Raw genomic sequence first — 21,868 nt, 5'->3', positions numbered from 1 at the left:
TAGTTTTCGGGGCATCCCGCGGCGATCTCGCGAAAGGGGAGTCATGCCCTGCCCGGAGCTACCCCGGACCACGTCCGGTGACGTGCTGGCGGTCTGTACCTACTACGAGAACGGCGAGCCCTGCTGGGGCGGGCTGGTCGACCGGGCCGGGCGGGCAACGGTGGACGTGCCCGAGGGCGGCCCGGTGCGGCTGCGCCCCGTCGCCGACCCCGGGTGGGACCACGTGCACGGCGGGAACGTGCCCGCGCTCCTCCCCGACGGCGGATCGGCAGCCCCCGTCGTCGTCCTCGTGGACCTCGCCGCGGTGTACGGCGGTGAGCCGCTGCTGGTGGACCTGGTGGCGATACCCGGGCGCGGGGTCCGGGTCGCGCCGGAGCGGCTCGGCGAGGTCCTGGCCGCCCTGTTCGACGGGGCGCTCGTCTTCGACGACCTGATCCGCGAGACGGACCTGCGCGGCACCTACCGGGGCCCCGCCGGCCGCCGGGCCTTCCCCCTGCCGACGACACGACCCCGGCGGGACTTCCCCGCGCTGCCCGCCACCGACGGCGCCCTGCTGGTCCGCACCTCGTTCGAGGACGACGAGGGCTGGCGCGCTCTGCTCGACGAGCTGGGCGGCACCGACGAGGAGGGCTGGGTCGGTGCCGACATCGACCCGGACGACATCGATCCGGACCGCTACCCTCTGACGGCCCTGGTCGTGGACGACCCCGTCTACGAGGACCTGCCGCCCGGCAGCGTCCCCGCGCTGGTACCCCCCGAGGAGCACGCCGTGCTCGTCGCGCTCGCCGACGCCGGGACCTTCGCCGGGGCGGACCGGCCGCTGGCCGCCGTCGACCTCTACGACACCCCCGGCAACGTCGCCGTCCTGCCGTGCCACGTGGCCGGGTCGATGGTCTGCAACCTGGAGATCGCCAACATGGACTTCCACGATTTCGTCTCCGTGGCGGGCGTGCGGCCGTGGTGGGAGGAGGCGTAGACGCCCGCGGGAGCCGGGCCGGCGCTAGGACTGCTCGGTGAGGAACGTCTGCAGAACGGCCGTCAGTTCGGCCGGTGCGTCTTCCTGGACGAGGTGCCCCGCGCCCTCGAACAGCTCCAGTCGTGCGCCGGGCACGAGACCGGCCAGCTCGTGCGCCTTGGCGACGGGGATCCAGGTGTCGTCCGTGCCCCAGCAGACGAGCGTGGGCAGGTCGATCCCGCCGTAGTGGGGCTGGATCTCGTCGGTGTAGCGCTGGTCGGCCTGGGCGATCTGGCGGTAGAAAGCGGGCCGTCCGGCGTCGTCCGTCCACGGTGCGACGAGCGCGTCGAGGACGGCCGGGTGGAGTCCGGGGCCGCCGGTGGTGCCGATGTACGCGCGGACCAGCGCGGTGTGCAGCGCGGCCGGGAGCTGCTCGAAGACGGGCGCGTTGTCCCGTACGAGCCGGAAGAACGGCGATCCCCAGGGGGCGAGGGCGACGGGGTCGACCAGGGCCAGCGCCCGGTAGGCGGCGCCGTGCAGCAGGTGCGCGCGCAGCGCGACGGCCCCGCCGAAGTCGTGCGCGACGACCAGCGGCTCGTCCAGCCGCCAGTGATCGAGCAGGTGGACGAAGGTCCGCCCCTGCGCGTCGAGTGAGACGTCCTGCCCGTCGCGCTTCTCCGACTGCCCGTAGCCGGGCATGTCCCAGGCGTAGACCGCGCGCCCGCGGGCGAGCGCGCGGGCGACGGCGCGCCAGGTGTACGACGACCACGGCGTGCCGTGCAGCAGCACCACGGGCCGCGCACCGCCGCTCCCGTCCGGACCGAGCCGGTCCCAGCGGACCTCTCCGGCGGGACCGGCGAAGGTCCGCGTCAACTCCCAGGCGCTCATGACGATCAGCGTACGCGAGCGGTTCCCCGGCCACCGCAGGCCGGCTCGCCGTGTGCTCGGCTCGTTGCTTCAGCCGCCGGCCCGGCCGAGGTGGAAGACGGCGATCTCCACCACCTCGTCCTAGCTCTCGTACCAGACGCGGTAACGGCCCACGCGGAGCCGGTGCAGGTTCTCGCCGGTGTGTGTCACTGACATGCGCCTAGTCTGCACTCACCTGCTGCTTTCAGCGGGTTCGTCGCGCCTTCGGCCCCCGTCAGAGGCGTTCGGGGGTGCGGATGCCGAGGAGGGCCATGCCCGTGTGCAGGGTCCGGGCCGTCAGATCGGAGAGGAGCAGGCGGTTCTCCACCTGGGCGGGGCTGTCCGCCTTCAGGACCGGGCAGTGCTCGTAGAAGGTCGTGAAGAGGGACGCGAGCTGGTAGAGGTACGCCGCGATCTTGTGCGGTGCGTACTCCTCCGCCGCCTCCGCGACCACCGCCGCGAAGCCGTCCACGTGCAGCCCCAGCGCCCGCTCCGCCGCCTCCAGCGACAGCTCCGGGTGGGCCGCCGGGTGGGCGGTGTCGCCGGCGCGGCGGAGAATGGAGCGGATGCGGGCGTACGCGTACTGGAGGTAGACCGAGGTGTCGCCGTGCAGGGACACCATCTGGTCCAGGTCGAACTTGTAGTCGCGGGCCGCCGAGGTGGACAGGTCGGCGTACTTGACCGCGCCGATGCCCACCTGCGCCCCGCGCTCCGCGATCTCCTCCTCCGTCAGCGGCGGCACCGCCGTGTCGGCCTTCTCCCGGACGACCGACGACGCCCGGTCGATGGCCTCGTCGAGCAGGTCCTCCAGCCGTACGGTCGTGCCGGCCCGGGTCTTGAACGGCTTGCCGTCCTTGCCCAGGACCGTGCCGAAGGCGAGCTGCATCGCCGTCACGCGGCCGTCGATCCAGCCCATCCGGCGGGCCGTCTCGAAGACCATCCGGAAGTGCAGCGACTGCCGGTGGTCCACGACGTAGATCAGCGTCTGCGCCTTGAGGTTGAACACCCGGTCGCGGATCGCGGACAGGTCGGTGGCCGCGTAGCCGTAGCCGCCGTCGGACTTGCGCACGATCAGTGGGACCGGCTGGCCGTCCTGGCCCTTGATGTCGTCGAAGAAGACGCACAGCGCGCCCTCGGATTCGACCGCGACGCCGGCCTCCGCCAGCATGGCGCAGGTCTCGTCCAGCATGTCGTTGTAGCCGGACTCGCCGACGATGTCGGCGTCCCTGATCTCCATGTCGAGCTTGTCGAAGACGGAGAAGAAGTACAGCTTCGACTCGTCGACGAACCGCTGCCACAGCGCCCGCGTCTCCGGGTCGCCCGACTGCAGCGCGACGACCCGGCGCCGGGCCCGCTCCTTGAAGCCGTCGTCGGTGTCGAAGACGGCGCGGGCGGCCTTGTAGAGCCTGTTGAGGTTCGAGGCGGCCTCTTCGCCGGAGGCGGCGGCGCCGTCCGCGCCGTCGTGGTCCAGCTCGTGCGGGTGCTCGTCGAGATACTGGATGAGCATGCCGAACTGCGTGCCCCAGTCGCCGATGTGGTGGCGCCGGATCACGTTCTCGCCGGTGAATTCCAGCATGCGGACGAGGGAGTCGCCGATGACCGCCGAGCGCAGATGCCCGACGTGCATCTCCTTCGCGACGTTCGGCTGGGCGTAGTCGATGACGGTGGTGCCGGGGTCGTCCGCGTACGGCACGCCGAGGCGGTCGTCCGCGGCGCGGGCGGCGAGGTTCGAGGTGATCGCCGCGTCCGTCACGGTGATGTTGAGGAAGCCGGGGCCGGAGACCTCGATCTCCGTGAGCACGTCGCCCGTGTCGACCCGCGTGGCGACCTGGCCGGCCAGGTCCCGCGGGTTGGTCTTCAGCCGCTTGGCCAGCGCCAGCATCCCGTTGGCCTGGAAGTCCGCCCGGTCGCTGCGTCGCAGCAGGGGATCCGCGGCGGCCTCCTGCGGCAGTGCCGCCGCAAGGGCGTCCGTGACGCGCTGCCGGACCTGGGTGGCGAGGGACGGGACTGAGGCCATGGTCGTGATCGCCGCTTCCTGACGGAGGACTGGGAGGAGCCCTCAGTATCCCATGCAGGGCCAAGCGAATTTCTTTGGGAGAATGGCCGCGCAAGCGCCGCTGAGACGCGCAGAGAGAGGAAGTCTGGACTGTGGGTGCCACCGCCGAGGCCGCCGACTGGGTCTCCCGTTTCGCCGACGAGGTCATCGCCGAGGCGGAGCGTCGTGCCCCCGGCAAACCGGTGGTCTGCGCCTCCGGCCTGTCCCCCTCCGGCCCGATCCACCTGGGCAACCTGCGCGAGGTGATGACCCCGCACCTGGTGGCCGACGAGATCCGCCGCCGCGGTGTCCCCTGCGAGCACCTGATCTCCTGGGACGACTACGACCGCTTCCGCAAGGTGCCCTTCGGCGTCGAGGGCGTCGACGACTCCTGGGCGGAGCACATCGGCAAGCCGCTGACCTCCGTGCCCGCGCCCAAGGGCAGCCCGCACCCCCACTGGGCCGCGCACTTCAGGGCGGCGATGGAGGGCGCCCTCGCCGAGCTGGGCGTGACGTACCGCGGCATCAGCCAGACGGAGATGTACACCTCGGGCGCGTACCGCGAGCAGATCCTCTTCGCGATGCGGCACCGCCGCGACATCGACGCGGTCCTCGCCGAGTTCCGCACGAAGCCCAAGCCGCAGAAGAAGCAGCAGAAGCCGGTGGACGAGGCGGAGCTGGCCGCGGCCGAGGGCTCCGGTGCCGCCGACGAGGACGACGGCCTGACGGCCGGCGGCGAGTACTACCCGTACAAGCCGTACTGCGCGGTCTGCGGGCGCGACCTGACGACGGTCACCGCGTACGACGACGAGAGCACCGAGCTGACCTACACCTGCGCCTGCGGCCACTCCGAGACCGTGCGGCTCGCGGAGTTCGACCGCGGCAAGCTGGTGTGGAAGGTCGACTGGCCGATGCGCTGGGCGTACGAGGGCGTGGTCTTCGAGCCCTCCGGCGTCGACCACCACTCGCCCGGCTCGTCCTGGAACGTCGGCGGCAAGCTCGTCGGCATCTTCGGCTGGCAGCGGCCCATCGGCCCGATGTACGCGTTCGTGGGCATCAGCGGCATGGCGAAGATGTCGTCGTCCAAGGGCGGCGTGCCGACGCCCGCCGATGCGCTGGAGATCATGGAGCCGATGGTGCTGCGCTGGCTGTACGCGCGGCGGCGGCCGAACCAGTCGTTCAAGGTCGCCTTCGACCAGGAGATCCAGCGGACGTACGACGAGTGGGACGCCCTCGTCCGCAAGGTCGGGGCCGGCACGGCGCAGCCGGGGGACGTCGCGGGGTACGAGCGCGCCGCGAGCACCGCCGCCGGCCCGCTGCCGGCGACGCCGCGTCCGCTGCCGTACCGCATGCTCGCCTCCGTGACCGACGTCACCGCCGGCGACGACGAGCAGACGCTGCGGATCCTCGCCGAGGCCGACCCGGAGCGCCCGCTGACCTCGCTCGACGAGGTACGGCCGCGGCTGGACAAGGCGGAGCGGTGGATCACCACGCAGGTCCCGGCCGACCAGCGCACCCAGGTACGCAAGGACCCGGACGCGGAACTGCTGGCGTCGCTGGACGCGGACGAGCGGGAGCTGCTGCGGCTGCTGCTGGCCGGGCTCGACGAGCACTGGTCGCTGGACGGGCTGACGACGCTGCTCTACGGGGTGCCGAAGCTGCGCGCCGGGCTGCCCGCGGACGCGAAGCCGACGCCGGAGCTGAAGGCGGAGCAGCGCGCGTTCTTCGCGCTGCTGTACCGGCTGCTGGTGGGCCGGGACACGGGGCCGCGGCTGCCCACGCTGCTGCTGGCGGTGGGGCAGGAGCGGGTGCGGGAGCTGCTGGGCGGGGCCTGAGCGCCCCCCTGCGGCCGGGGACGGAACGCGCCGCGGCCGGCCCGCGGCGCGGGCCGGTCAGGCGGTGCCCATGCCCTGGTTGTAGCGCTCGCGCAGCTCGGGGAGGTACGTGCGCAGGTAGCGCTCGCTGAGCGCCCTGCCGTCGGCGTACTGCACGCCGTGGACGTCGCGCAGATAGCGGCCGAACGAGCGCGGGGCGGGGAAGCGGCCCTCGTCCAGCACGAACTGGCGGTAGAAGCCGAAGAGCGCGTCGTCGTAGGGCACGCCTTCCGGCAGCCCGACGACCTCGGAGAGGTCGTCGTCGGCGACGGGCTGGGGCGCCGGTTCGGGCTCGGGCTCCGGCTCTTGGGCCGGCGGGGCGACGAAGGACGGCGGCTGCGGCGCGGACCGCTGGTGGCCGTTGACGGCGACGGGGGCGCGCAGGTCGCGGCGGGGCGCGGGGCCCGGGATCGTCGCGGCCGGCTCGGGGGCGGGCAGCGGCCCGGCCTCCGGTACGGGGGCGGGGACGGGCGGCGCCGGCTCGGCCTGCGGGGCGGCGGCTGCCGCGGCCGGGTACGCGGCCTGGGCGTGCGGCGCGGCCTGCGGGTGCGGGGCGGCCTGCGCGGCCTGCGCGCTCTGTGCGTTCTGCCCGGCAGGTACCTCCTGCGCGGCCGGCACCGTCTGTGCGGCCGGCACCGTCTGTGCGGCCGGCACCGTCTGCGCGGCCGGCACTGTCTGTGCGGTCTGCACGGTGTGTGCCGCGCCCGCGGACTGCGCGACCGGTACGGGCCCCGTCCCGGCGCCCGCCGCCCCGTCCGCGTACTCCCGCAGCGCCGTCCGCCCCGGCGCCAGCTCGCCCTTCGCCGTCTGCGGGCGCAGCGGGGCGTCGATGCCCGCCGCCGCAAGGCCCGCGTGTGCCGTCTCGGCCAGCGGCACCCCGTACTTCGCCAGCTTCAGCGGCATGACCGCCTCCACGGGCGCCTTCCGCCGCCAGGCGCGGCCGTAGCGGGCGCGCAGCCGGGCGCGGTAGACCATGCGGTCCTGTTCGAGGCGGATGACCTCGTCGTACGACCGCAGCTCCCAGAGCTTCATCCGCCGCCAGAGCCGGAACGTGGAGGGGAAGGCCAGCAGCCAGCGCGAGACGCGCACGCCCTCCATGTACTTGTCGGCGGTGATGTCCGCGATCCGGCCGATCGCGTGCCGCGCGGCCTCCACCGCCACCACGAACAGCACCGGGATGATCGCGTGCATCCCGACACCCAGCGGGTCGGGCCACGCCGCCGCGCCGTTGAACGCGATCGTCGCCGCCGTCAGCAGCCACGCCGCCTGCCGCAGCAGCGGGAACGGGATGCGGATCCAGGTCAGCAGCAGGTCGAGGGCGAGCAGGACCACGATGCCGGCGTCGATGCCGATGGGGAAGAAGACCGCGAAGTCGCCGAAGCCCTTCTTCTCGGCGAGGTCGCGCACGGCCGCGTAGGACCCGGCGAAGCCGATCGCCGCGATCAGCACCGCGCCGAGGACGACGACGGTGATGAGTATGCGGTGCGTCCGGTTCATGCGTATCGCAGGAGCCCTGTCCACGCGCCGTTCCCTCTCCGCTGGCGATCACCGGCCGCCCCGGGCCCGGCCCGGAGCCACGCTAGCCTCGCACGGTTGTACGGGGCTGCGTATGCAGGTTCGCTCACTTGACCGCGGCGAGGGCCTCCTTGGTCGCCTTCTTCGCGTCCTTCAGCAGGTCGGCGGCCTTCGGCTGTTTCGAGCCCTGGAAGCCGGCGCCGTGGTAGTTGACGGTGACGACGACGTTTTCGTGCAGAGAGACGACCGTCTGCTTGCGGTAGTCCTCCTTGTCCTCGGTCGTCTCGTACGTGAACTCCATGGCCTTCTGGCCCAGTCCGGACGCCGCGGAGGACTGCATGCCCTTGGCGTCCTCGGTGGCCTCGGTGGCGGCGACCTGCTTGCCGTAGTACTCCGCGGCGCGGTCGGCGCCGCTGCCGACGGCGGGATCGGAGTCGTAGCGCTGGTAGGAGATGTCCAGCCAGCGCCACTGGTAGCCGTCGAGGCCCGTCCAGGAGCAACTGCTGCGCTGGGCGGTGTCGGCGGACTTGCCCGCCGTGCCGGAGGTGCTCTTCGCGCCCGGCACCAGGTCCTTGACGGTGTCCTTCGCGACGGCGTCGCAGGGGTCGGGCAGATCGGCGAACTTCGCCGGCTCGATCTTCGGCTCGCTGCTCTCCGCGGACGGTGAGGCGCCGCCCGGCTTGCCGCTGTCGCCGCCGTCGTCGCCGGAGGAACAGCCGGCGGTGACGAGTATCACGGGCACGGCCACGGCGGCCAGGGCTCGGGGGATGCGGGTCGTAGAGCGGTGCATGGGTCCTTCATCACTCGGTCGTCGGGCGTCGCGTGGTGGGGGCACGACGCCCCGGGCCAGGCGCCTCGCGGGCGCCGGTTTGCGAGCGTACCCGCCGCCGACGACGGCGTACGGGCGACCGGAGGGCCCGGGCGTCAGTCCGTGAGCTGGTCGGCGAGCTGGTCGGCCACCTGCTGGGCGCGCTGTTGCAGCTCAGCGCTGTCCGGCGGCTCGCTCCCCGCGGTGTGCCACTGGTCATACGTGACGGTCACCACGACGTTCGACGTGCGGAACACCACGGTCACCTCGCGCTGCACGCCCGCGCCGGCGCCGCCGGTCCTGTCGTCGAGGAACGACTCGTCGCCGATGTCGTCGAGGGGGCGGGGGGCGATGGTCTCGGACGGGCTGGAGCCGTCGTCGGGGGAGTCGGAGCCGGAGTCCGTGCCGCCGTCGGGACCGCCGTCGGCGCCGGTGTTCTCGTCCGTGCCGCCCTTCGCGGGGCGCCCGGAGCTCTTGCCGCCCTTCTCCGAGCCGTCCGTCCCGCCGGCGTTCTGCGGGCTGCTCTCCCCCGTGCCGTTGCCGGTGTCCGTCTTGTCGGGCAGGTCCGGCCGGTCGCTGCTCACGTCGACGTCGTGCTCCTCTGCCCGTTCCGCGTAGATCTGCGCGGCCTGCTGGTCGTCGCTGATCTCGTCGTCGTACGACACGATCCGCTCGAACTGCAGCTCCAGCTTGTGGCCGCCCTCCGTGGTCTCCCGCTCCCAGCGGCAGCCCACCTGCCGGTCGGCGTCGTACGTGAGGTCCGGCCGGCCCGTAAGGGCCTCCTCGGCGTCCTCGTCGCTCTCCTCGTCCACCGTGCCCGGCAGCAGCTCTCCCAGCTTGCCGGTGCTCAGTGCCGTGCACGGCTCGGGCAGCGAGCTGTACTTCCCCGACGGCACCGGCAGGGAGGCGTCGGCCCCGCCGGACTGGCTCTCGACCGCGCCGCTGCCCTCGTCGGAGCCGGTGCAGCCGGCCAGCGCGACCGCGAGCACGGCGGCCGTCGCGACGGCCTGCGCGAATGCCCATCGCTGCACGGGAGAAGGCTCCTTCCGACTTCAGGACATGGGGCCGCCCGCGCGTGGCGGACGACCATCATTCTTATCGCACGTCCTGCCGGTGCGCCCGGTCGGGTGACCGCCGTAAGACGGTTGACCCGCTTATCTTGTCGCATCGGCGCGGGCGGTGGCACAGGTGTGCGTCATCCGGCGCTGCCGGCAGGGATGTTCCAGCCCAGAAGTACGGGCCGGCCGTGCTCCGTGCCGAGGACCGACAGCGTGGCCGTCTCCAGCCGGTACAGCGCGCCGGCGGCCGGGTGCTGGCCCAGCCGGCGGGCGGTGAGGACCCGCAGGACGTGCCCGTGGGCGACGAGCAGCACGTCGCCGTCCGTGTCGTTCCGCGCCGCGTCGGCGACGGCCAGCACCTCGTCGCAGCGGTGCCCCACGGCCGCCAGCGTCTCGCCGGGGTGGCCGGCGTCACCCGTCGGCACGCCGTCGTGCCACAGGTCCCAGCCGGGGCGCTGGGCGTGGATCTCCGGGGTGGTCAGGCCCTCGTAGCCGCCGTAGTCCCACTCCTGCAGCCGCGGCTCCAGCACCGTGCCGCGCCCGCCGGGCAGCGCCAGCTCCGCGGTGCGCACCGCGCGCCGGAGCGGGCTGCACAGCACCGCCGCGATGCGGCGCCGGGCGAGCAGGGGGGCCAGCGCGCGGGCCTGGTCCTCGCCGGTGCCGGTCAGCGGCAGGTCCGTACGGCCCGTGTGGCGGCCTTCGCGGCTCCACTCGGTCTCGCCGTGCCGTACGAGCAGCAGGTCACCCATGGGCGGCCGTGCCTCCTTCTCTCTCCGCGGCGTCCAGCGCCTCGTCCAGACTCAGCGCGGCCATGATGAGCGCGAGGTGGGTGAACGCCTGGGGGAAGTTGCCGAGTTGTTCGCCGGTGGGGCCGATCTCCTCGGCGAACAGGCCGACGTGGTTGGCGTATGTGAGCATCTTGTCGAAGGCGTAGCGGGCCCGGTCGACGTGCCCGGCGGTGGCGAGGGCGGAGACGTACAGGAAGCTGCACAGCGAGAACGTGCCCTCGCTGCCGCGCAGCCCGTCGGGGGAGGCGGACGGGTCGTAGCGGTGCACGAGGCTGTCGGTGACCAGTTCCTTCTCCATCGCCCGCAGCGTCGACAGCCAGCGCGGCTCGCGCGGGGCGACGAAGCCGACGTGCGGCATCAGCAGCAGCGAGGCGTCGAGCACCTCCTCGTCGTAGTGCTGGACGAACGCCCGCCGCCGCGGGCTGTAGCCGCGCTCCATCACCTGCTCGAAGACCGCGTCGCGCGCGGCGGTCCAGCGGGCGATGTCGCCGGGGCGGGCGAGGTCGGCGGCCATGCGGATGCCGCGCTCGAAGGCCACCCAGCACATCAGCCGGCTGTACGTGAAGTCCTTGCGTCCGCCGCGGGTCTCCCAGATGCCCTCGTCCGGGCGGTCCCAGTGGTCGGCGAGCCAGTCGAGGAGGGCGGCGAGGTAGCGCCAGGCGTCGTAGCCGGCGGGGCCCGCGGTGTGACTGGCCTGGGCGAGGGCGTAGACGGCCTCGCCGTAGATGTCGAGCTGGAGCTGGTCGGCGGCGGCGTTGCCGATGCGGACGGGGGCGGAGCCGCGGTAGCCCTCCCAGTGCGGCAGGGTCTCCTCGGGCAGGCGGAGGTCGCCGTCGACGCGGTACAGGGTCTGCAGCGGCTCGCCGGTGGCGGTGCGGCGGGGGGCGCCGCCCGCGGCGTCGGCGGCCTGCGCGGTGCCGGTGGCCGTGCGCGCGGTGTGGGCGGCCCTGAGCAGTTCGCTGAGCCAGTTCCGGTAGGACTCCGCCTCGGCGACGTAGCCGAGGTCGAGGAGGGCGCGTACGGACAGGGAGGCGTCGCGGATCCACGTGTAGCGGTAGTCCCAGTTGCGCTCGCCGCCGATCTGCTCGGGCAGCCCCGTGGTCGCGGCGGCCACGGGGGCACCGGTGGGGGCGTACGTGAGCAGCTTCAGCGTGATCGCCGACCGGGTGACCACCTCGCGCCAGCGGCCCCGGTAGGTGCTGAGGGCGGTCCAGCGGTGCCAGTAGCTCCGCACCCTGTTCAGCTCGCGGAGCACGTCCTGCTCGTACGTGGCCGGCGGCGGCCCGGCGCCGGGGGCGCACACGGTGAACACCACGGCGGCGAAGTGGCCCGGCGCCAGGTCCAGCACGGCGCTCACATCGTCGCCGTCGCGGGTCAGGTCCCCGGCCGGGCAGAGGAGCTGGAGATGGCCGTCGGCGGTGGCGGAGCGGAAGCGGGCGGTGCCGCCGTCGAGTTCGAGCCGGTGGGGGTCGCGGCCGTAGTCGAAGCGGGGGCTGCAGTCGAGCGTGAAGCGCATCCCGCCGCGCAGGGCCCGTACGATCCGGATCACCCGGTGGGTGCCGGTGGCCTTCTTCGGGTTTTCCACCGGCATGAAGTCCATCACCTCGCCGATGCCCTCGGGGGACAGGAAGCGGGTGACGAGGACGGCGGTACTCGACAGGTAGAGCTGCCGTGCGACGGCGTCGGGGGCGTCGGCGGTGATCGCGAAGCGCCCGCCGCGCCGGTCGTCGAGGAGTGCGCCGAAGACGCTGGGGGAGTCGAAGCGCGGCGCGCACAGCCAGTCGATCACGCCTTCGGCGGAGACCAGCGCGACGGTCTGCAGGTCTCCGATGATGCCGTGGTCCGCGATCGGCGGGTACGGGCCCGGGGTCACGACGGCACTTCCTTCCCCTGGCGGCGGCGATACGACGACTCTCCCGCCCCGCGCGCGCGGCTGCTGCCGCGGCGCGGCCATTCGGGTGCCGCGTGCCCCCGAAGGGGCTTACGGCTCCCGGTGCACCTTGTAGTTCGCCGCCTGGGCGCGGGGGCGCACGACCAGCAGGTCGACGTTCACGTGCGCCGGGCGGGTCACCGCCCAAGTGATCGTGTCCGCGACGTCCTCCGCGGTCAGCGGCTCCTTCACGCCCGCGTACACGGCGGCGGCCTTCTCCGTGTCGCCGCGCATCCGGGTCACCGCGAAGCCCTCGGTGCGGGTCATCCCGGGGGCGATCTCGATGACCCGCACGGGCCGGCCGTTCAGTTCCAGCCGCAGCGTGGCGGCGATGCTGTGCTCGGCGAACTTCGCGGCGACGTAGCCTCCGCCGCCCTCGTACACGGCGTGGCCGGCCGTCGAGGTGACGAGGACGACCGTGCCGTCCCCGGAGGCGACGAGGGCCGGCAGCAGCGCCTGGGTGAGGTGGAGCGTGCCGATGACGTTCACCTCGTACATCGCCCGCCAGTCGGCCGGGTCGCCGGCCTCGACCGGCTCGGTGCCCAGCGCGCCGCCGGCGTTGTTGACGAGCACGTCGCAGCTTTCGAGGGAGGCGGCGAAGGCGTCCACGGCGGCGCGGTCGGTGACGTCCAGGGCGTAGGCCGTGGCCGCGTGCCCTTCGGCGGTCAGCTCGGCGGCGAGCGCGTCGATGCGGTCCTTGCGGCGGGCGGTGAGGACGACGTGAAGACCTGCGGCGGCGAGCTGGCGGGCCGTGGCCGCGCCGATCCCGCTGCTCGCTCCGGTGACGACTGCGGTAGGCATACGGCCCAGGATAGGCAGGTCGGCGGGGGTGCGGGCGGGGCGGGGCCCCGGGCCGCGGTACGTCACCGCCCCGCCGGCGACGCCCGGCTCCGCGGCGCCTGACCCGCCGCCCGGCTCCGCGGCGCCGGTCCCCGCGGGCGGGTCCGGTGCGCCCGCCCGCTGCCTTCGCGCGCCCGCCGGTGCGCGGCGCGATCCCGTCCGTGCACCCGTCCATGGCGTGGGACAGGCTGCACAGCGGCGCCTCCGCCGTGCGAGGCTGTGACCCTGGGAACCGCGCGGTGCGCGGTCGACGGTCCGGAAGGAGCGCCGGATGTACCTCGTTGCGGGTGCGGGCGGCAACGTCGGGTCCGAGGTGGTCAGGGCGCTGGCCGAGCAGGGCGCCGAGGTCCGCGCGCTCAGCCGCGGCGGCCGGCTCTCCGGGCTGCCCCCGCGCGCCACCGCCGTGGCCGGCGACCTCGACGACCCCGGGTCCCTCGCCGGACCCCTCTCCGGCGTCGACGGCGTCTTCCTGCTGCCCGGCTACCGCGACATGCCCGGTCTCCTCGCCCAGGTCGTGCGCGCCGGGGTGACCCGCGTCGCGCTGCTCTCCGGACGGTCCGCCGCCAGCGGGGACCTGGGCAACGCCGTCACCGCCTACATGGTCCGCTCCGAGGAGGCCGTCCGCGCGGCGGGCATCCCGTGGACCGTCGTCCGGCCCAGCGCCTTCACCGCCAACGCCCTGCGCTGGCTGCCCCAGTTGCGCTCCGGCGACGTGGTGCGCGGCCCCTTCGCCGATGTGCCGGTCGCCTGCATCGACCCGTACGACGTGGGCGAGGTCGTCGCCGACACGCTCCTCGGCGACGGCCACGAGGGCAAGGTCTACGAGCTGTCCGGCCCCGAGCCGCTGCTGCCCGGCGAGCAGGTGGCCGTCCTCGGCGACGTGCTGGACCGGCCGCTGCGCTTCGAGCCGCTGGACGACGTGACCGCCCGCGCGGAGATGGCGGCGGCGATGCCGCGGGAGTATGTGGACGCCTTCTTCGACTTCTACCGCGGCGGCGCGCTGGACGAGTCGCCGGTGCTTCCGGCGGTGTACGACATCACCGGACGGGAGCCCCGTACGTTCGAGCAGTGGGCCCAGGCCCACGCCGACGCCTTCGCCGCCTGAGCACTCCCCTTCCGCCTCCCCGCGCGCCCACCGGCCCGTATGCGTACGCGTGACCTCCCGTGCGCGGACCGCGATGAGTTTTCGTGCCTCGCGCAGTCCGTACTCGCAGCGGGTCCGGCGGAAGCGACCAGAGAGGGCGGATCGCGATGGCTACGGCGAACAAGGCGGCCGAGGAGGACTTCCTCCGGCTGTCCGACCCCTACCGGCGCGAGCTGCTGGCGCACTGTTACCGCATGCTCGGCTCCGTCCACGACGCCGAGGACCTGGTGCAGGAGACGTACCTGCGCGCCTGGCGGTCGTACGGGAACTTCGAGGGCCGCTCCTCACTGCGCACCTGGCTGCACACCATCGCCACCCGCGCCTGCCTGACCGCCCTGGAGCGGCGGCAGCGCCGCCCCCTGCCCACCGGCCTGGGCGGGCCCGGGGACGATCCGGCCGGGCAGCTCACCGAGCGGCCCGAGGTGCCGTGGCTGGAGCCGGTGCCGGACGCGCTGGTCGAGACGGCGGGGGCGGACCCGGCGGCGGTCGTCGGGTCGCGGGAGTCCGTGCGGCTCGCGTTCGTCGCCGCCCTGCAGCACCTGCCGCCGCGGCAGCGCGCGGTGCTGCTGATGCGCGACGTGCTGCGCCTGAAGGCGGCGGAGGTCGCCGAGCTGCTGGGTACGTCGACGGCATCCGTGAACAGCGCGCTGCAGCGTGCCCGGGCACAGGTGGAGAAGGCCGCGCCGAGCGAGGAGTCGGTCGCCGAGCCGGCCGACGCGGCACAGCGCGAGCTGCTGGACCGCTACGTCGAGGCGTTCGTGACCAAGGACGTGCGGGAGATCGTGCGCCTCTTCACCGAGGACGTCATCTGGGAGATGCCGCCGGTGCCCGAGTGGTTCCGCGGCCCGGAGCAGGTGGCGACGCTCGTCACCGTGCAGTGCCCGTACGCGCCCGGGGACGCCCGGCTGCTGCCCGTCGGCCTCAACGGGCAGCCGGGCTACGCCTTCTACACCCGCGGCACGGACGGCGACCGGGACGTCTACCGGCCGTTCGCGCTGCACGTGCTGACCGTCGCGCCGGGCGGGCGCCGCATCTCGCACGTCGGCTGCTTCTTCGACACGTCGCTGTTCGCCACCGCCGGCCTGCCGGCGGTCCTGACCGGCGGGGGGCGCCGATGAGGCCCGACGGGAGCGCGCCCACGGCGCTGCTCGGCGGCGTGGCGCTGCTGGAGCGGTCGGTGACGTACGCCATGGGCGTACTGCACCGGGTCGGCCCCGGCGACCTCCGGCGGCCCACGCCGTGCGCCCAGTGGGACCTCGGGCAGCTCCTCGCGCACGTCGGCGACTCCATGGCCGCGCTCAACGAGGCCGCGGACACCGGCCACATCGCCCTCAAGCCGCAGGCCGCGTACAGCCTCGCCGATCCGGTCAGGGCGGTACGGGACCGGGCCCGGCGGCTGCTCGGCGCATGGGCCGTGGTGCGGCGGCGGGAGCAGGTGACGGTCGGCGGGCTGCCGCTGGCGGCGGCGGTGGTGACGTGCACGGGCGCGCTGGAGGTGGCCGTGCACGCCTGGGACCTGGCCCGCGCCAGCGGGCAGCGGGAGCAGTTGCCCGCGGCGCTGGCGGAGGAACTGCTGGAGCTGGCACCGCTGTTCGTGACGGCGGAGGACAGGCAGGTGCGGTTCGCGGCGGTGCAGTGGGTGCGGGAGGGGGCGGAGCCGGGGGAGCGGCTGGTGGCGTACCTGGGGCGCAGGCCGGACTGGACGGGCTGAGGGGCGTGCGGACGGGCGGCGGCCGGGGGCGTACGGCGCCGGACGCGGCGTGCTGCCCGGGGGCGGTGACGGGCCGGCGCGGGCGCGGCGTGCCGCCCGCGGGAGGGCGTCGGGCACGGACCCGGCGGGTCCGCCCGCCTCCGAGCGGGTGTCCGCCGGCGCGGCGGCCCGGGGCGGGCGGTTTCAGTCCGGCGTGCCCTGCGCGTACTGCGACGGCGGGGCGCCCACCGTCGCGGTGAAGTCCCGCGTCAGGTGCGCCTGGTCCGCGTAGCCGAGGTCCGCCGCCAGCGCCGCGAGGTCCAGCGGCGTGCCCGCGTCCGCCCGCGCCGCCGCCTCCTGCAGCCGGGCCCGCCGCAGCACCCACTTCGGGCTCGCCCCGACGTACTCCGTGAACAGCCGCTGCAGCCGCCGTACGGACATCCCCGCCCCCACGGCGACCTGGTCCACCCGCAGCAGCCCCGGCTCCGCCGTGATCCGGGCCACCGCGGCCTCCGCCTCCTCGGCGGCCGGCTCCGGCGCCTCCGGCAGCAGCGGGCGGAGAAAGTCCTCCGCGAGGGCACACATCGACTCCGCCCCGTCCGCCGCCAGCACCGCCCGGCTCACCTCCGCCACCCCGGGCCCGAACAGCTCCGTCGCGGGCACCCGCCGGTCCGCCAGCTCCGCGACCGGCCCCCGCGCCAGCGGCCGGAAGCCGCCGGGCCGGAACCGCACCCCGAGCACCTGCCCGGCGCCCGCCAGCCGGCGCACGAACAGATCGCGCTGCACCCCGTACACCAGCGGCTCCGGCTCCTCGAAGACCAGATGCACGGTCGGGTGCGTGAGCACCTTCGTGTCGTACGTCTCCGCCCCCGGCAGCCGCCAGCTCACGTGCCAGTACCACTCGACGAACGGCGCCAGCGCCGCGCCCGGCCCGCGCCGGTCGAGCGAGGCGAGCCGGGCGTGCTCGGCTGGGTGCAGGACACCGTGTGCGTCGTCGAATCCGGAGTCGTGCATACGCGCAGCGTAGCTGTCGCGTTTGTTCAAGACCGGGCCCGGCGCCCGCCGTACGTTCGCCCGTATGAGCAGCGAGAACAGCAAGAACAGCAAGAACGCAGACGTGTATGCGCTGATGAAGGAGTGCGCCGCCGAGGCGGCGCGCGTCGCCCGGGGCGTGCGGGCGGAGCAGTTGGCCGGCCCCACGCCCTGCGCGGACTGGGACGTACGCGCCCTCGTCAACCACTGGGTCTGCTTCACCTCCCACGGCCTGGAGCACCGGGCGCACCGCACCGGGCTCCCAGAGGAGCTGCCGAAGCGCGACTTCGCCGCGGACCCCGGGTGGGCCGAGGCGTACGCCGCGCAGCTCGACCGCGCCCTCGCCGCCTGGGCGGTGCCCGCGGCCTGGGAGGGCGATGTCGACCTGGGTTTCCTGGCGATGCCCGCGCCCGAGGTGGCGGCGGTGATCGTCAAGGAGATGGCGGTGCACGGCTGGGACGTGGCGCGGGCGACCGGGCAGGAGTTCCGCGCATCCGCGGGGGTGGCGGCGCTGGTGCTGCGGGTCGCGGAGGACCACGGCGAGATGTACCGGCAGTACGACGGCTTCGCCGACCCCGTGCCCGTACCGCCGGACGCCCCGGCCTTCGACCGCGCGCTGGCCGCGACGGGCCGCGACCCGCGGCGCCCGGCCGCCTGACCCCGGGGTGTCGGACAGGGTCTAGGCCAGTTCGAAGCCGGTCGTCGACGGGATGTGCGCCGGCACCGTCTCGTGGCGGTCGCCGACGTTCACCGTGCCGGCCGGCTCGAACATCATGATCGCCGTGCCGGGCGCGGCCACCGGGCGGTGCTCGACGCCGCGCGGCACGGTGAACACCGCCCCCCGGGGGAGCGTGACCGTGCGCTCGCCGCCGGCCTCGCGCAGACCGATGCGCAGCTCGCCCTCGACGACGAGGAAGAACTCGTCGGTGTGCTCGTGTACGTGCCACACGTGCTCGCCGTCGGCGTGGGCGAGCTTGACGTCGTAGTCGTTGACCCGCGCGACGACGTGCGGACTCCACGGCTCCCGGATGCGCTCCAGCGCGTCGCGGAGGGCCACGGGCTCGGCGGATTCACTGGTCACGGTTCACTCCTCCTCGCCACGGGACGAGGGCCGTCCCGATCACGGTCCCATCCTGCGCGTGACAGCCGTACGCCGGGAGTGCTACGAATCGCACATGCCGCAAGGATCCTCGCAGCCTCGCCCCGGGAGTACGGCCCGCGGTCCGCACCGGGTCGCCATGCTCGTGGACGCCGGCTCGAACCCCTTCGAAATGGGCATCGCCACCGAGCTGTTCGGGCTGCGCCGCCCCGAGCTGGACGTCGAGTGGTACGACTTCACGCTCTGCGCCCCCGCGCCCGGCGTGCGCATGCACGACGGCTTCTTCACGCTCTCCGGCGTCCCCGGCCTGGCCGCCGCCGACGCCGCGGACACCGTGATCGTCCCCAACCGCCCCGACAACACCCCGCCCACCGCCCCCGTCGTCGCCGCCATCCGCCGCGCCGCCGACCGCGGTGCCCGGCTCGTCAGCTTCTGCACCGGCGCGTACGCCCTGGCCGCCGCGGGCGTGCTCGACGGCCGGCCGGCGGCGATCCACTGGCGCTGGGCAGACCGGTTCGCCGCCCGCCACCCGGCGGTACGGGTCCGGCGCGACGTGCTCTTCGTCGACGACGGCGATGTGCTCACCGCCGCCGGCAGCGCCGCCGCCCTGGATCTGGGGCTGCACCTGATCCGCCGCGACCACGGCGCCGAGGTGGCCAACCACGTCAGCCGCCGGCTCGTCTTCGCCGCCCACCGCGACGGCGGACAGCGGCAGTTCATCGAGCGCCCGGTGCCGGCGGTGCCGGACGCCTCGCTCGCCCCGCTGCTCGCCTGGGCGGCCGAGCGGCTCGACCGGCCGCTGACCGTCGCCGACCTGGCCGGGTACGCCGCCGTCAGCCCCGCCACGCTGCACCGGCGCTTCGTCCGCGAGCTGGGCACCACGCCGCTGGCGTGGCTGACGGGGGAGCGGGTGGCGCTGGCGTGCCGGCTGATCGAGCGCGGGGAGCACCGGCTGGAGGTGGTGGCGCGGACGAGCGGGCTGGGCACGGCGGCGAACCTGCGGACGCAGGTGCGGCGGCGTACGGGGCTGAGCCCGTCGGCGTACCGGGCCCGCTTCGGCCCGGCGCCCGCCGCGCCCCCCGGCGCCGGCGACGGGCCCGTACCCGTACCCGAAAACGGGTCGGGGACCGCGCCCGGCCCCTGCTAGCCTCCTCCGCATGAAGCGCGCTGTGCAGACGACGACGCCGGACACCGTCCCGGCGCGCTGACCCACGACCCAGCCAAGCCCCGGGGCGATCGCCCCGGGGCTTCGGCGTGCACGACTCCCGCGGGCGGCCACCGCCCCGACCACCCGCGAGGAGCCCCACCGTGAAAGACCACCGCCGTCTCGGCCGCGAACTCGGCCTCTTCGGCACCGACCCCCTCATCGGCGCCGGACTCCCCTACTGGCTGCCCGCCGGCGCCGCCGTCCGGCAGGCTCTGGAGGAGTACGTCGCCGACGTCGAGCGCCGCGCCGGCTACCGGCGCGTCTACTCACCCGTGCTCGGCAAGCGCGAGCTGTACGAGCTGTCCGGCCACTGGGAGCACTACCGCGACGACATGTTCCCGCCCATGCGCCTCGGCGGCGGCCCCGACGGCCGCGCAGCCGGTGAGGAAGTCGTGCTCCGTCCCAGTCTCTGTCCCCACCACGCCCTCATCTACCGCTCCCGCGCACGCAGCTACCGCGAACTGCCGCTGCGCGTCGCCGAGCTGGGCGGCATGTACCGCGCCGAGCTGTCCGGCGTCCTCGGCGGCCTCACCCGCGTCCGCGCCACCCAGCTCAACGACGCGCACGTCTTCTGCACCCTGGAGCAGGTCGCCGGCGAGGCGCTGGCGGCGCTGCGGCTGATCCGCGAGGCGTACGCGGCGATGGGCCTGGACGCCGCCCGCCACCGGCTGGCGCTGCCGGGCGCCGGCGCCACGTACGTGCGCGACCCCGGGCTGTGGCGGCGCGCCGGGGCGCTGCTGGAGCAGGCGCTCGCCGCCGCGGGGATCGCGTACGAGGCGGAGGAGGGCGAGGCGGCGTTCTACGGGCCGAAGATCGACGTGCAGGTGCTCGACGCCGCGGGCCGCGAGGCGACCCTGTCCACCGTGCAGGTCGACTTCCACCAGCCGGCACGCTTCGGCCTCGCGTACGTGGGCGCGGACGGGGCGCGGCACACCCCCGTGATGGTGCACCGCTCGGTCGTCGGCAGCGCGGAGCGGGCGGTGGCGCAGCTCGTCGAGGTGCACCAGGGCGCGTTCCCGCCGTGGCTGGCGCCGGTGCAGGCGCTGGTGCTGCCGGTGGGCGAGGCCGAGGCGGCGCCGGCGGAGGCGCTGCTGCGTCGGTGTCTCGACGCGGGGCTGCGGGCGGAGCTCGCGGGGCCGGAGCGGGGCACCCTGGGCGCGCGGGTACGGGCCGGGCGGCTGGCCCCGTACCACCTGGTGGTCGGGAGGCGGGAGGCTTCCGGCGGTGCGGTGGCGGTGCGGCTGCGCGACGGAAGCCGGATCGGGCCGCTGCCGGCGGCGGAGGCGGTGACGCGGATGGCCGCCGCGGTGGCGGCGCGGCGCCCGGAGCTGTGGCCGGCCGGGGAACCGGCCGCGCGCTGATCAGAGCCCGTCGAGGTCGTGCCAGTGCTCCTGCCAGCGCCAGTCGATGGGCTGGTCGGCGCGCTGGTAGCGGATGTCGGTGGACAGCCGGTACGTGGCCGCGGTGTTGTCCAGTGACGCGTGCACCATGTGCGCCGAGTGCACGACCATGTCGCCGGCCCTGTAGTCCGCGAGGAGCCACCGCGCCTCGTACTCCTCGGCCAGCGCGGGCAGGTCGGCGGTGAGCGAGGCGGCCGGGCGCTTCAGCGTGCCCGCCGCCTCCTCCGCGAGGACCCGCACGTGACTGCGCTCCAGATACACCAGCCCGCCCAGCTCCACCGGGCAGTCGCCGAGGGGGATCCACGAGCTGAGCACCCGGTCCGTGCCTTCGCGGAGGTAGACGAGGTCGTAGTGCGCCTGCGTGGCGGTACCGACGCCGGCCTCGCCGGGCCGGGTGTGGCGCAGGATCCTGCGCCGGTGCAGAAACGTCTCGCCGCCGAGGAACCAGGCGTACCAGTCCCGTACCGCGGGCTGCGCGCAGAACGCCGCGTACTCCGGCCCCGGCACCACCTGCCCGAAGAGCGCCGCACGCTGCTCCCCGCGGGGCAGCTCGGGGTCGACGTGCGCGAAGTAGTAGCGGCGGAAGTCCCGTACTGCGTCGGGGGCGAGCGCCCCCCGCAGCCACAGATACCCCTCCCGCCGCAGCCGCTCCCACAGCGCCTCGCGGTCCTCCCGCTCGCTGTCCGGCACGGGGGACAGCTCACCGAGGCGGCGGGGGGACTCGTCCAGGACGTAGCCGTTGGAGGTGACCATCACCCCAGGATGACCGCGAGGGCAGCCCGGGACCAGAGGCCCGCCACCTTCCCCGCCGGACCCGCGGCCCGGCGCCGGTGCGGGCCGGGACCGGCTCATACGCCGGTGGGAGCGCGTGTCAGGTGCGCTCCTCCACGATCTCCAGGTCCACGAACCTGGGCTCGGTGCTGCACAGCTCACGGAACCGTTCCGCGCTGCGCTGCGTCTCCGGCAGGTCGTTGTTGATCATCGCCTGCTCATAGGACGGGAATTCGACGATGTCCACGTAGTGCCGGGTGTTTCCCCGGTCCTGTCCGTGAATTTCCCGCGACATCGTGCGCTTTCCCTCTGTCGCCTGCATCCATTCGTCCATCACGCGGCCCATTTCCTCGCCGCGATCCGTTTCGTACTCGATGAGCTGCACGAACGTCATCGTCCTCAGCTTCCCTTCGCGTACTCCGACGCCATCTGGCCGGCGAAGTCGTAGAGGATGACCGGTTCGTCACCCACGACCCAGGCGTCGTGTCCCGGCGGGCAGACGAAAGCCTCTCCGGCCTGCACCTCGGACTCCTGGCCGTCGTCCATGAGTATGTGCATGCGGCCCTGAACGACATAGCCGTTGTGGTGGACCATGCACGTGTCGGTACCCGCCAGGGGTTTCACCGACTCCGTCCAGCGCCAACCGGGCTCGAAAGTGGCGACCGCGAAATCCAGGCCGGTCATGTGCACCGCTTCGAGGTGACCGCGCGGGAAATCGCGTCGTTCGTCCGGCTTCTCGATCGTTTTCACTTCCAGCATCGCGAAACCTCCCTCCTTGGCCCTTCCAGTGTGCGCTCGGCGCAGCACGGGGCGCAA

General features: G+C 74.2%; 21 protein-coding genes. 8 read left to right on the top strand and 13 right to left on the bottom strand.

Translation table 11 applies throughout. The features are described 5' to 3' along the window. Positions 1-43 precede the first annotated feature (43 nt). Positions 44-976, top strand: a complete 933-nt coding sequence (locus I003_RS0108885) for a DUF6924 domain-containing protein (RefSeq protein ID WP_027771208.1) — start codon at positions 44-46, stop codon at positions 974-976. Positions 977-1,000: 24 nt separating this feature from the next. Here the strand turns inward: I003_RS0108885 and I003_RS0108880 are convergent, their stop codons facing one another. Both I003_RS0108880 and argS read right to left on the bottom strand, forming a co-directional pair. After that, a complete protein-coding gene (locus tag I003_RS0108880; protein ID WP_027771207.1) occupies positions 1,001-1,843 on the bottom strand; it encodes an alpha/beta fold hydrolase in 843 nt (280 codons plus the stop codon). Between the two features lie 253 nt (positions 1,844-2,096). Beyond that, positions 2,097-3,878, bottom strand: a complete 1,782-nt coding sequence (gene argS / locus I003_RS0108875; RefSeq protein WP_027771206.1) for an arginine--tRNA ligase — start codon at positions 3,876-3,878, stop codon at positions 2,097-2,099. A gap of 131 nt (positions 3,879-4,009) precedes the next feature. Between argS and lysS the strand changes: the two genes are divergently transcribed. Then, positions 4,010-5,731 carry a lysine--tRNA ligase gene (lysS, locus tag I003_RS0108870; protein WP_027771205.1) on the top strand — a complete coding sequence of 574 codons (1,722 nt, stop codon included), beginning with the start codon at positions 4,010-4,012 and terminating at the stop codon, positions 5,729-5,731. 57 nt (positions 5,732-5,788) lie between these two features. Here lysS and I003_RS0108865 read toward each other — a convergent pair whose 3' ends face one another. The 6 genes from I003_RS0108865 to I003_RS0108840 all read right to left on the bottom strand — a co-directional run bounded on the left by I003_RS0108865 (position 5,789) and on the right by I003_RS0108840 (position 12,670). Further along, positions 5,789-7,267: a DUF2637 domain-containing protein gene (locus I003_RS0108865; protein ID WP_027771204.1), complete on the bottom strand. Its 1,479-nt coding sequence runs from the start codon at positions 7,265-7,267 to the stop codon at positions 5,789-5,791. Between the two features lie 124 nt (positions 7,268-7,391). Next, entirely contained in the window at positions 7,392-8,075 is a 684-nt protein-coding gene (locus I003_RS0108860; protein WP_027771203.1) for a DUF3558 domain-containing protein, read from the bottom strand. 134 nt (positions 8,076-8,209) lie between these two features. Beyond that, positions 8,210-9,124, bottom strand: coding sequence for a hypothetical protein (locus tag I003_RS0108855; protein WP_027771202.1), 915 nt, complete (start codon positions 9,122-9,124; stop codon positions 8,210-8,212). Positions 9,125-9,288: 164 nt separating this feature from the next. Next, on the bottom strand, positions 9,289-9,900 hold the full coding sequence (locus I003_RS0108850; RefSeq protein ID WP_027771201.1) for a histidine phosphatase family protein: 612 nt from the start codon (positions 9,898-9,900) through the stop codon (positions 9,289-9,291). Then, the gene (locus I003_RS0108845) at positions 9,893-11,812 is read right to left on the bottom strand and encodes a glycoside hydrolase family 15 protein (RefSeq protein ID WP_027771200.1); all 1,920 of its coding nucleotides are present in this window, start codon (positions 11,810-11,812) and stop codon (positions 9,893-9,895) included. The genes I003_RS0108850 and I003_RS0108845 overlap by 8 nt, the downstream gene beginning before the upstream one ends. A 108-nt stretch (positions 11,813-11,920) precedes the next feature. After that, entirely contained in the window at positions 11,921-12,670 is a 750-nt protein-coding gene (locus tag I003_RS0108840; RefSeq protein WP_027771199.1) for an SDR family NAD(P)-dependent oxidoreductase, read from the bottom strand. A gap of 310 nt (positions 12,671-12,980) precedes the next feature. Between I003_RS0108840 and I003_RS0108835 the strand changes: the two genes are divergently transcribed. From I003_RS0108835 to I003_RS0108825, 3 genes are all read left to right on the top strand, one after another. Continuing rightward, positions 12,981-13,814 carry an NAD(P)H-binding protein gene (locus I003_RS0108835; protein WP_027771198.1) on the top strand — a complete coding sequence of 278 codons (834 nt, stop codon included), beginning with the start codon at positions 12,981-12,983 and terminating at the stop codon, positions 13,812-13,814. Positions 13,815-13,960: 146 nt separating this feature from the next. After that, on the top strand, positions 13,961-14,971 hold the full coding sequence (locus I003_RS0108830; protein ID WP_027771197.1) for a sigma-70 family RNA polymerase sigma factor: 1,011 nt from the start codon (positions 13,961-13,963) through the stop codon (positions 14,969-14,971). Then, positions 14,968-15,564, top strand: a complete 597-nt coding sequence (locus tag I003_RS0108825) for a TIGR03086 family metal-binding protein (RefSeq protein ID WP_027771196.1) — start codon at positions 14,968-14,970, stop codon at positions 15,562-15,564. The genes I003_RS0108830 and I003_RS0108825 overlap by 4 nt, the downstream gene beginning before the upstream one ends. 183 nt (positions 15,565-15,747) lie before the next feature. Here the strand turns inward: I003_RS0108825 and I003_RS0108820 are convergent, their stop codons facing one another. Further along, positions 15,748-16,557, bottom strand: coding sequence for a helix-turn-helix domain-containing protein (locus tag I003_RS0108820; protein ID WP_027771195.1), 810 nt, complete (start codon positions 16,555-16,557; stop codon positions 15,748-15,750). Positions 16,558-16,621: 64 nt separating this feature from the next. Between I003_RS0108820 and I003_RS0108815 the strand changes: the two genes are divergently transcribed. Then, positions 16,622-17,233 (top strand): TIGR03086 family metal-binding protein, encoded by a 612-nt coding sequence (locus tag I003_RS0108815; protein ID WP_027771194.1) that lies wholly within the window; start codon positions 16,622-16,624, stop codon positions 17,231-17,233. 21 nt (positions 17,234-17,254) lie between these two features. Here the strand turns inward: I003_RS0108815 and I003_RS0108810 are convergent, their stop codons facing one another. Then, positions 17,255-17,656 (bottom strand): cupin domain-containing protein, encoded by a 402-nt coding sequence (locus tag I003_RS0108810; protein WP_027771193.1) that lies wholly within the window; start codon positions 17,654-17,656, stop codon positions 17,255-17,257. A 94-nt stretch (positions 17,657-17,750) separates the two neighbouring features. Here I003_RS0108810 and I003_RS0108805 point away from each other — a divergent pair, with 94 nt between their 5' ends. Together I003_RS0108805 and thrS are read left to right on the top strand one after the other, a co-directional pair. Beyond that, positions 17,751-18,821: a helix-turn-helix domain-containing protein gene (locus I003_RS0108805; protein ID WP_486584142.1), complete on the top strand. Its 1,071-nt coding sequence runs from the start codon at positions 17,751-17,753 to the stop codon at positions 18,819-18,821. 161 nt (positions 18,822-18,982) lie between these two features. Next, positions 18,983-20,242 carry a threonine--tRNA ligase gene (gene thrS / locus I003_RS0108800; protein ID WP_027771191.1) on the top strand — a complete coding sequence of 420 codons (1,260 nt, stop codon included), beginning with the start codon at positions 18,983-18,985 and terminating at the stop codon, positions 20,240-20,242. Here thrS and I003_RS0108795 read toward each other — a convergent pair whose 3' ends face one another. From I003_RS0108795 to I003_RS0108785, 3 genes are all read right to left on the bottom strand, one after another. Further along, on the bottom strand, positions 20,243-21,034 hold the full coding sequence (locus I003_RS0108795) for a phytanoyl-CoA dioxygenase family protein (protein ID WP_027771190.1): 792 nt from the start codon (positions 21,032-21,034) through the stop codon (positions 20,243-20,245). It abuts the gene before it with no gap. Between the two features lie 118 nt (positions 21,035-21,152). Next, entirely contained in the window at positions 21,153-21,446 is a 294-nt protein-coding gene (locus I003_RS0108790; protein WP_027771189.1) for a hypothetical protein, read from the bottom strand. 5 nt (positions 21,447-21,451) lie between these two features. Further along, on the bottom strand, positions 21,452-21,811 hold the full coding sequence (locus I003_RS0108785; RefSeq protein WP_027771188.1) for a cupin domain-containing protein: 360 nt from the start codon (positions 21,809-21,811) through the stop codon (positions 21,452-21,454). Positions 21,812-21,868 lie beyond the last annotated feature (57 nt).

The sequence above is a fragment of the Streptomyces sp. CNQ329 genome, assembly GCF_000482585.1.
The sequence above is the reverse complement of the archived record's forward strand: the minus strand, read 5'-3'. Positions and strand labels throughout refer to the sequence as shown.

Coding starts and splice junctions, on each gene's coding strand:
- I003_RS0108885 (WP_027771208.1), top strand. CDS start 44: ATGCCCTGCCCGGAGCTACCCCGGACCACGTCCGGTGACGTGCTGGCG.
- I003_RS0108880 (WP_027771207.1), bottom strand. CDS start 1,843: ATGAGCGCCTGGGAGTTGACGCGGACCTTCGCCGGTCCCGCCGGAGAG.
- argS (WP_027771206.1), bottom strand. CDS start 3,878: ATGGCCTCAGTCCCGTCCCTCGCCACCCAGGTCCGGCAGCGCGTCACG.
- I003_RS0108865 (WP_027771204.1), bottom strand. CDS start 7,267: ATGAACCGGACGCACCGCATACTCATCACCGTCGTCGTCCTCGGCGCG.
- I003_RS0108860 (WP_027771203.1), bottom strand. CDS start 8,075: ATGCACCGCTCTACGACCCGCATCCCCCGAGCCCTGGCCGCCGTGGCC.
- I003_RS0108850 (WP_027771201.1), bottom strand. CDS start 9,900: ATGGGTGACCTGCTGCTCGTACGGCACGGCGAGACCGAGTGGAGCCGC.
- I003_RS0108840 (WP_027771199.1), bottom strand. CDS start 12,670: ATGCCTACCGCAGTCGTCACCGGAGCGAGCAGCGGGATCGGCGCGGCC.
- I003_RS0108835 (WP_027771198.1), top strand. CDS start 12,981: ATGTACCTCGTTGCGGGTGCGGGCGGCAACGTCGGGTCCGAGGTGGTC.
- I003_RS0108830 (WP_027771197.1), top strand. CDS start 13,961: ATGGCTACGGCGAACAAGGCGGCCGAGGAGGACTTCCTCCGGCTGTCC.
- I003_RS0108825 (WP_027771196.1), top strand. CDS start 14,968: ATGAGGCCCGACGGGAGCGCGCCCACGGCGCTGCTCGGCGGCGTGGCG.
- I003_RS0108820 (WP_027771195.1), bottom strand. CDS start 16,557: ATGCACGACTCCGGATTCGACGACGCACACGGTGTCCTGCACCCAGCC.
- I003_RS0108815 (WP_027771194.1), top strand. CDS start 16,622: ATGAGCAGCGAGAACAGCAAGAACAGCAAGAACGCAGACGTGTATGCG.
- I003_RS0108805 (WP_486584142.1), top strand. CDS start 17,751: ATGCCGCAAGGATCCTCGCAGCCTCGCCCCGGGAGTACGGCCCGCGGT.
- I003_RS0108795 (WP_027771190.1), bottom strand. CDS start 21,034: ATGGTCACCTCCAACGGCTACGTCCTGGACGAGTCCCCCCGCCGCCTC.
- I003_RS0108790 (WP_027771189.1), bottom strand. CDS start 21,446: ATGACGTTCGTGCAGCTCATCGAGTACGAAACGGATCGCGGCGAGGAA.
- I003_RS0108785 (WP_027771188.1), bottom strand. CDS start 21,811: ATGCTGGAAGTGAAAACGATCGAGAAGCCGGACGAACGACGCGATTTC.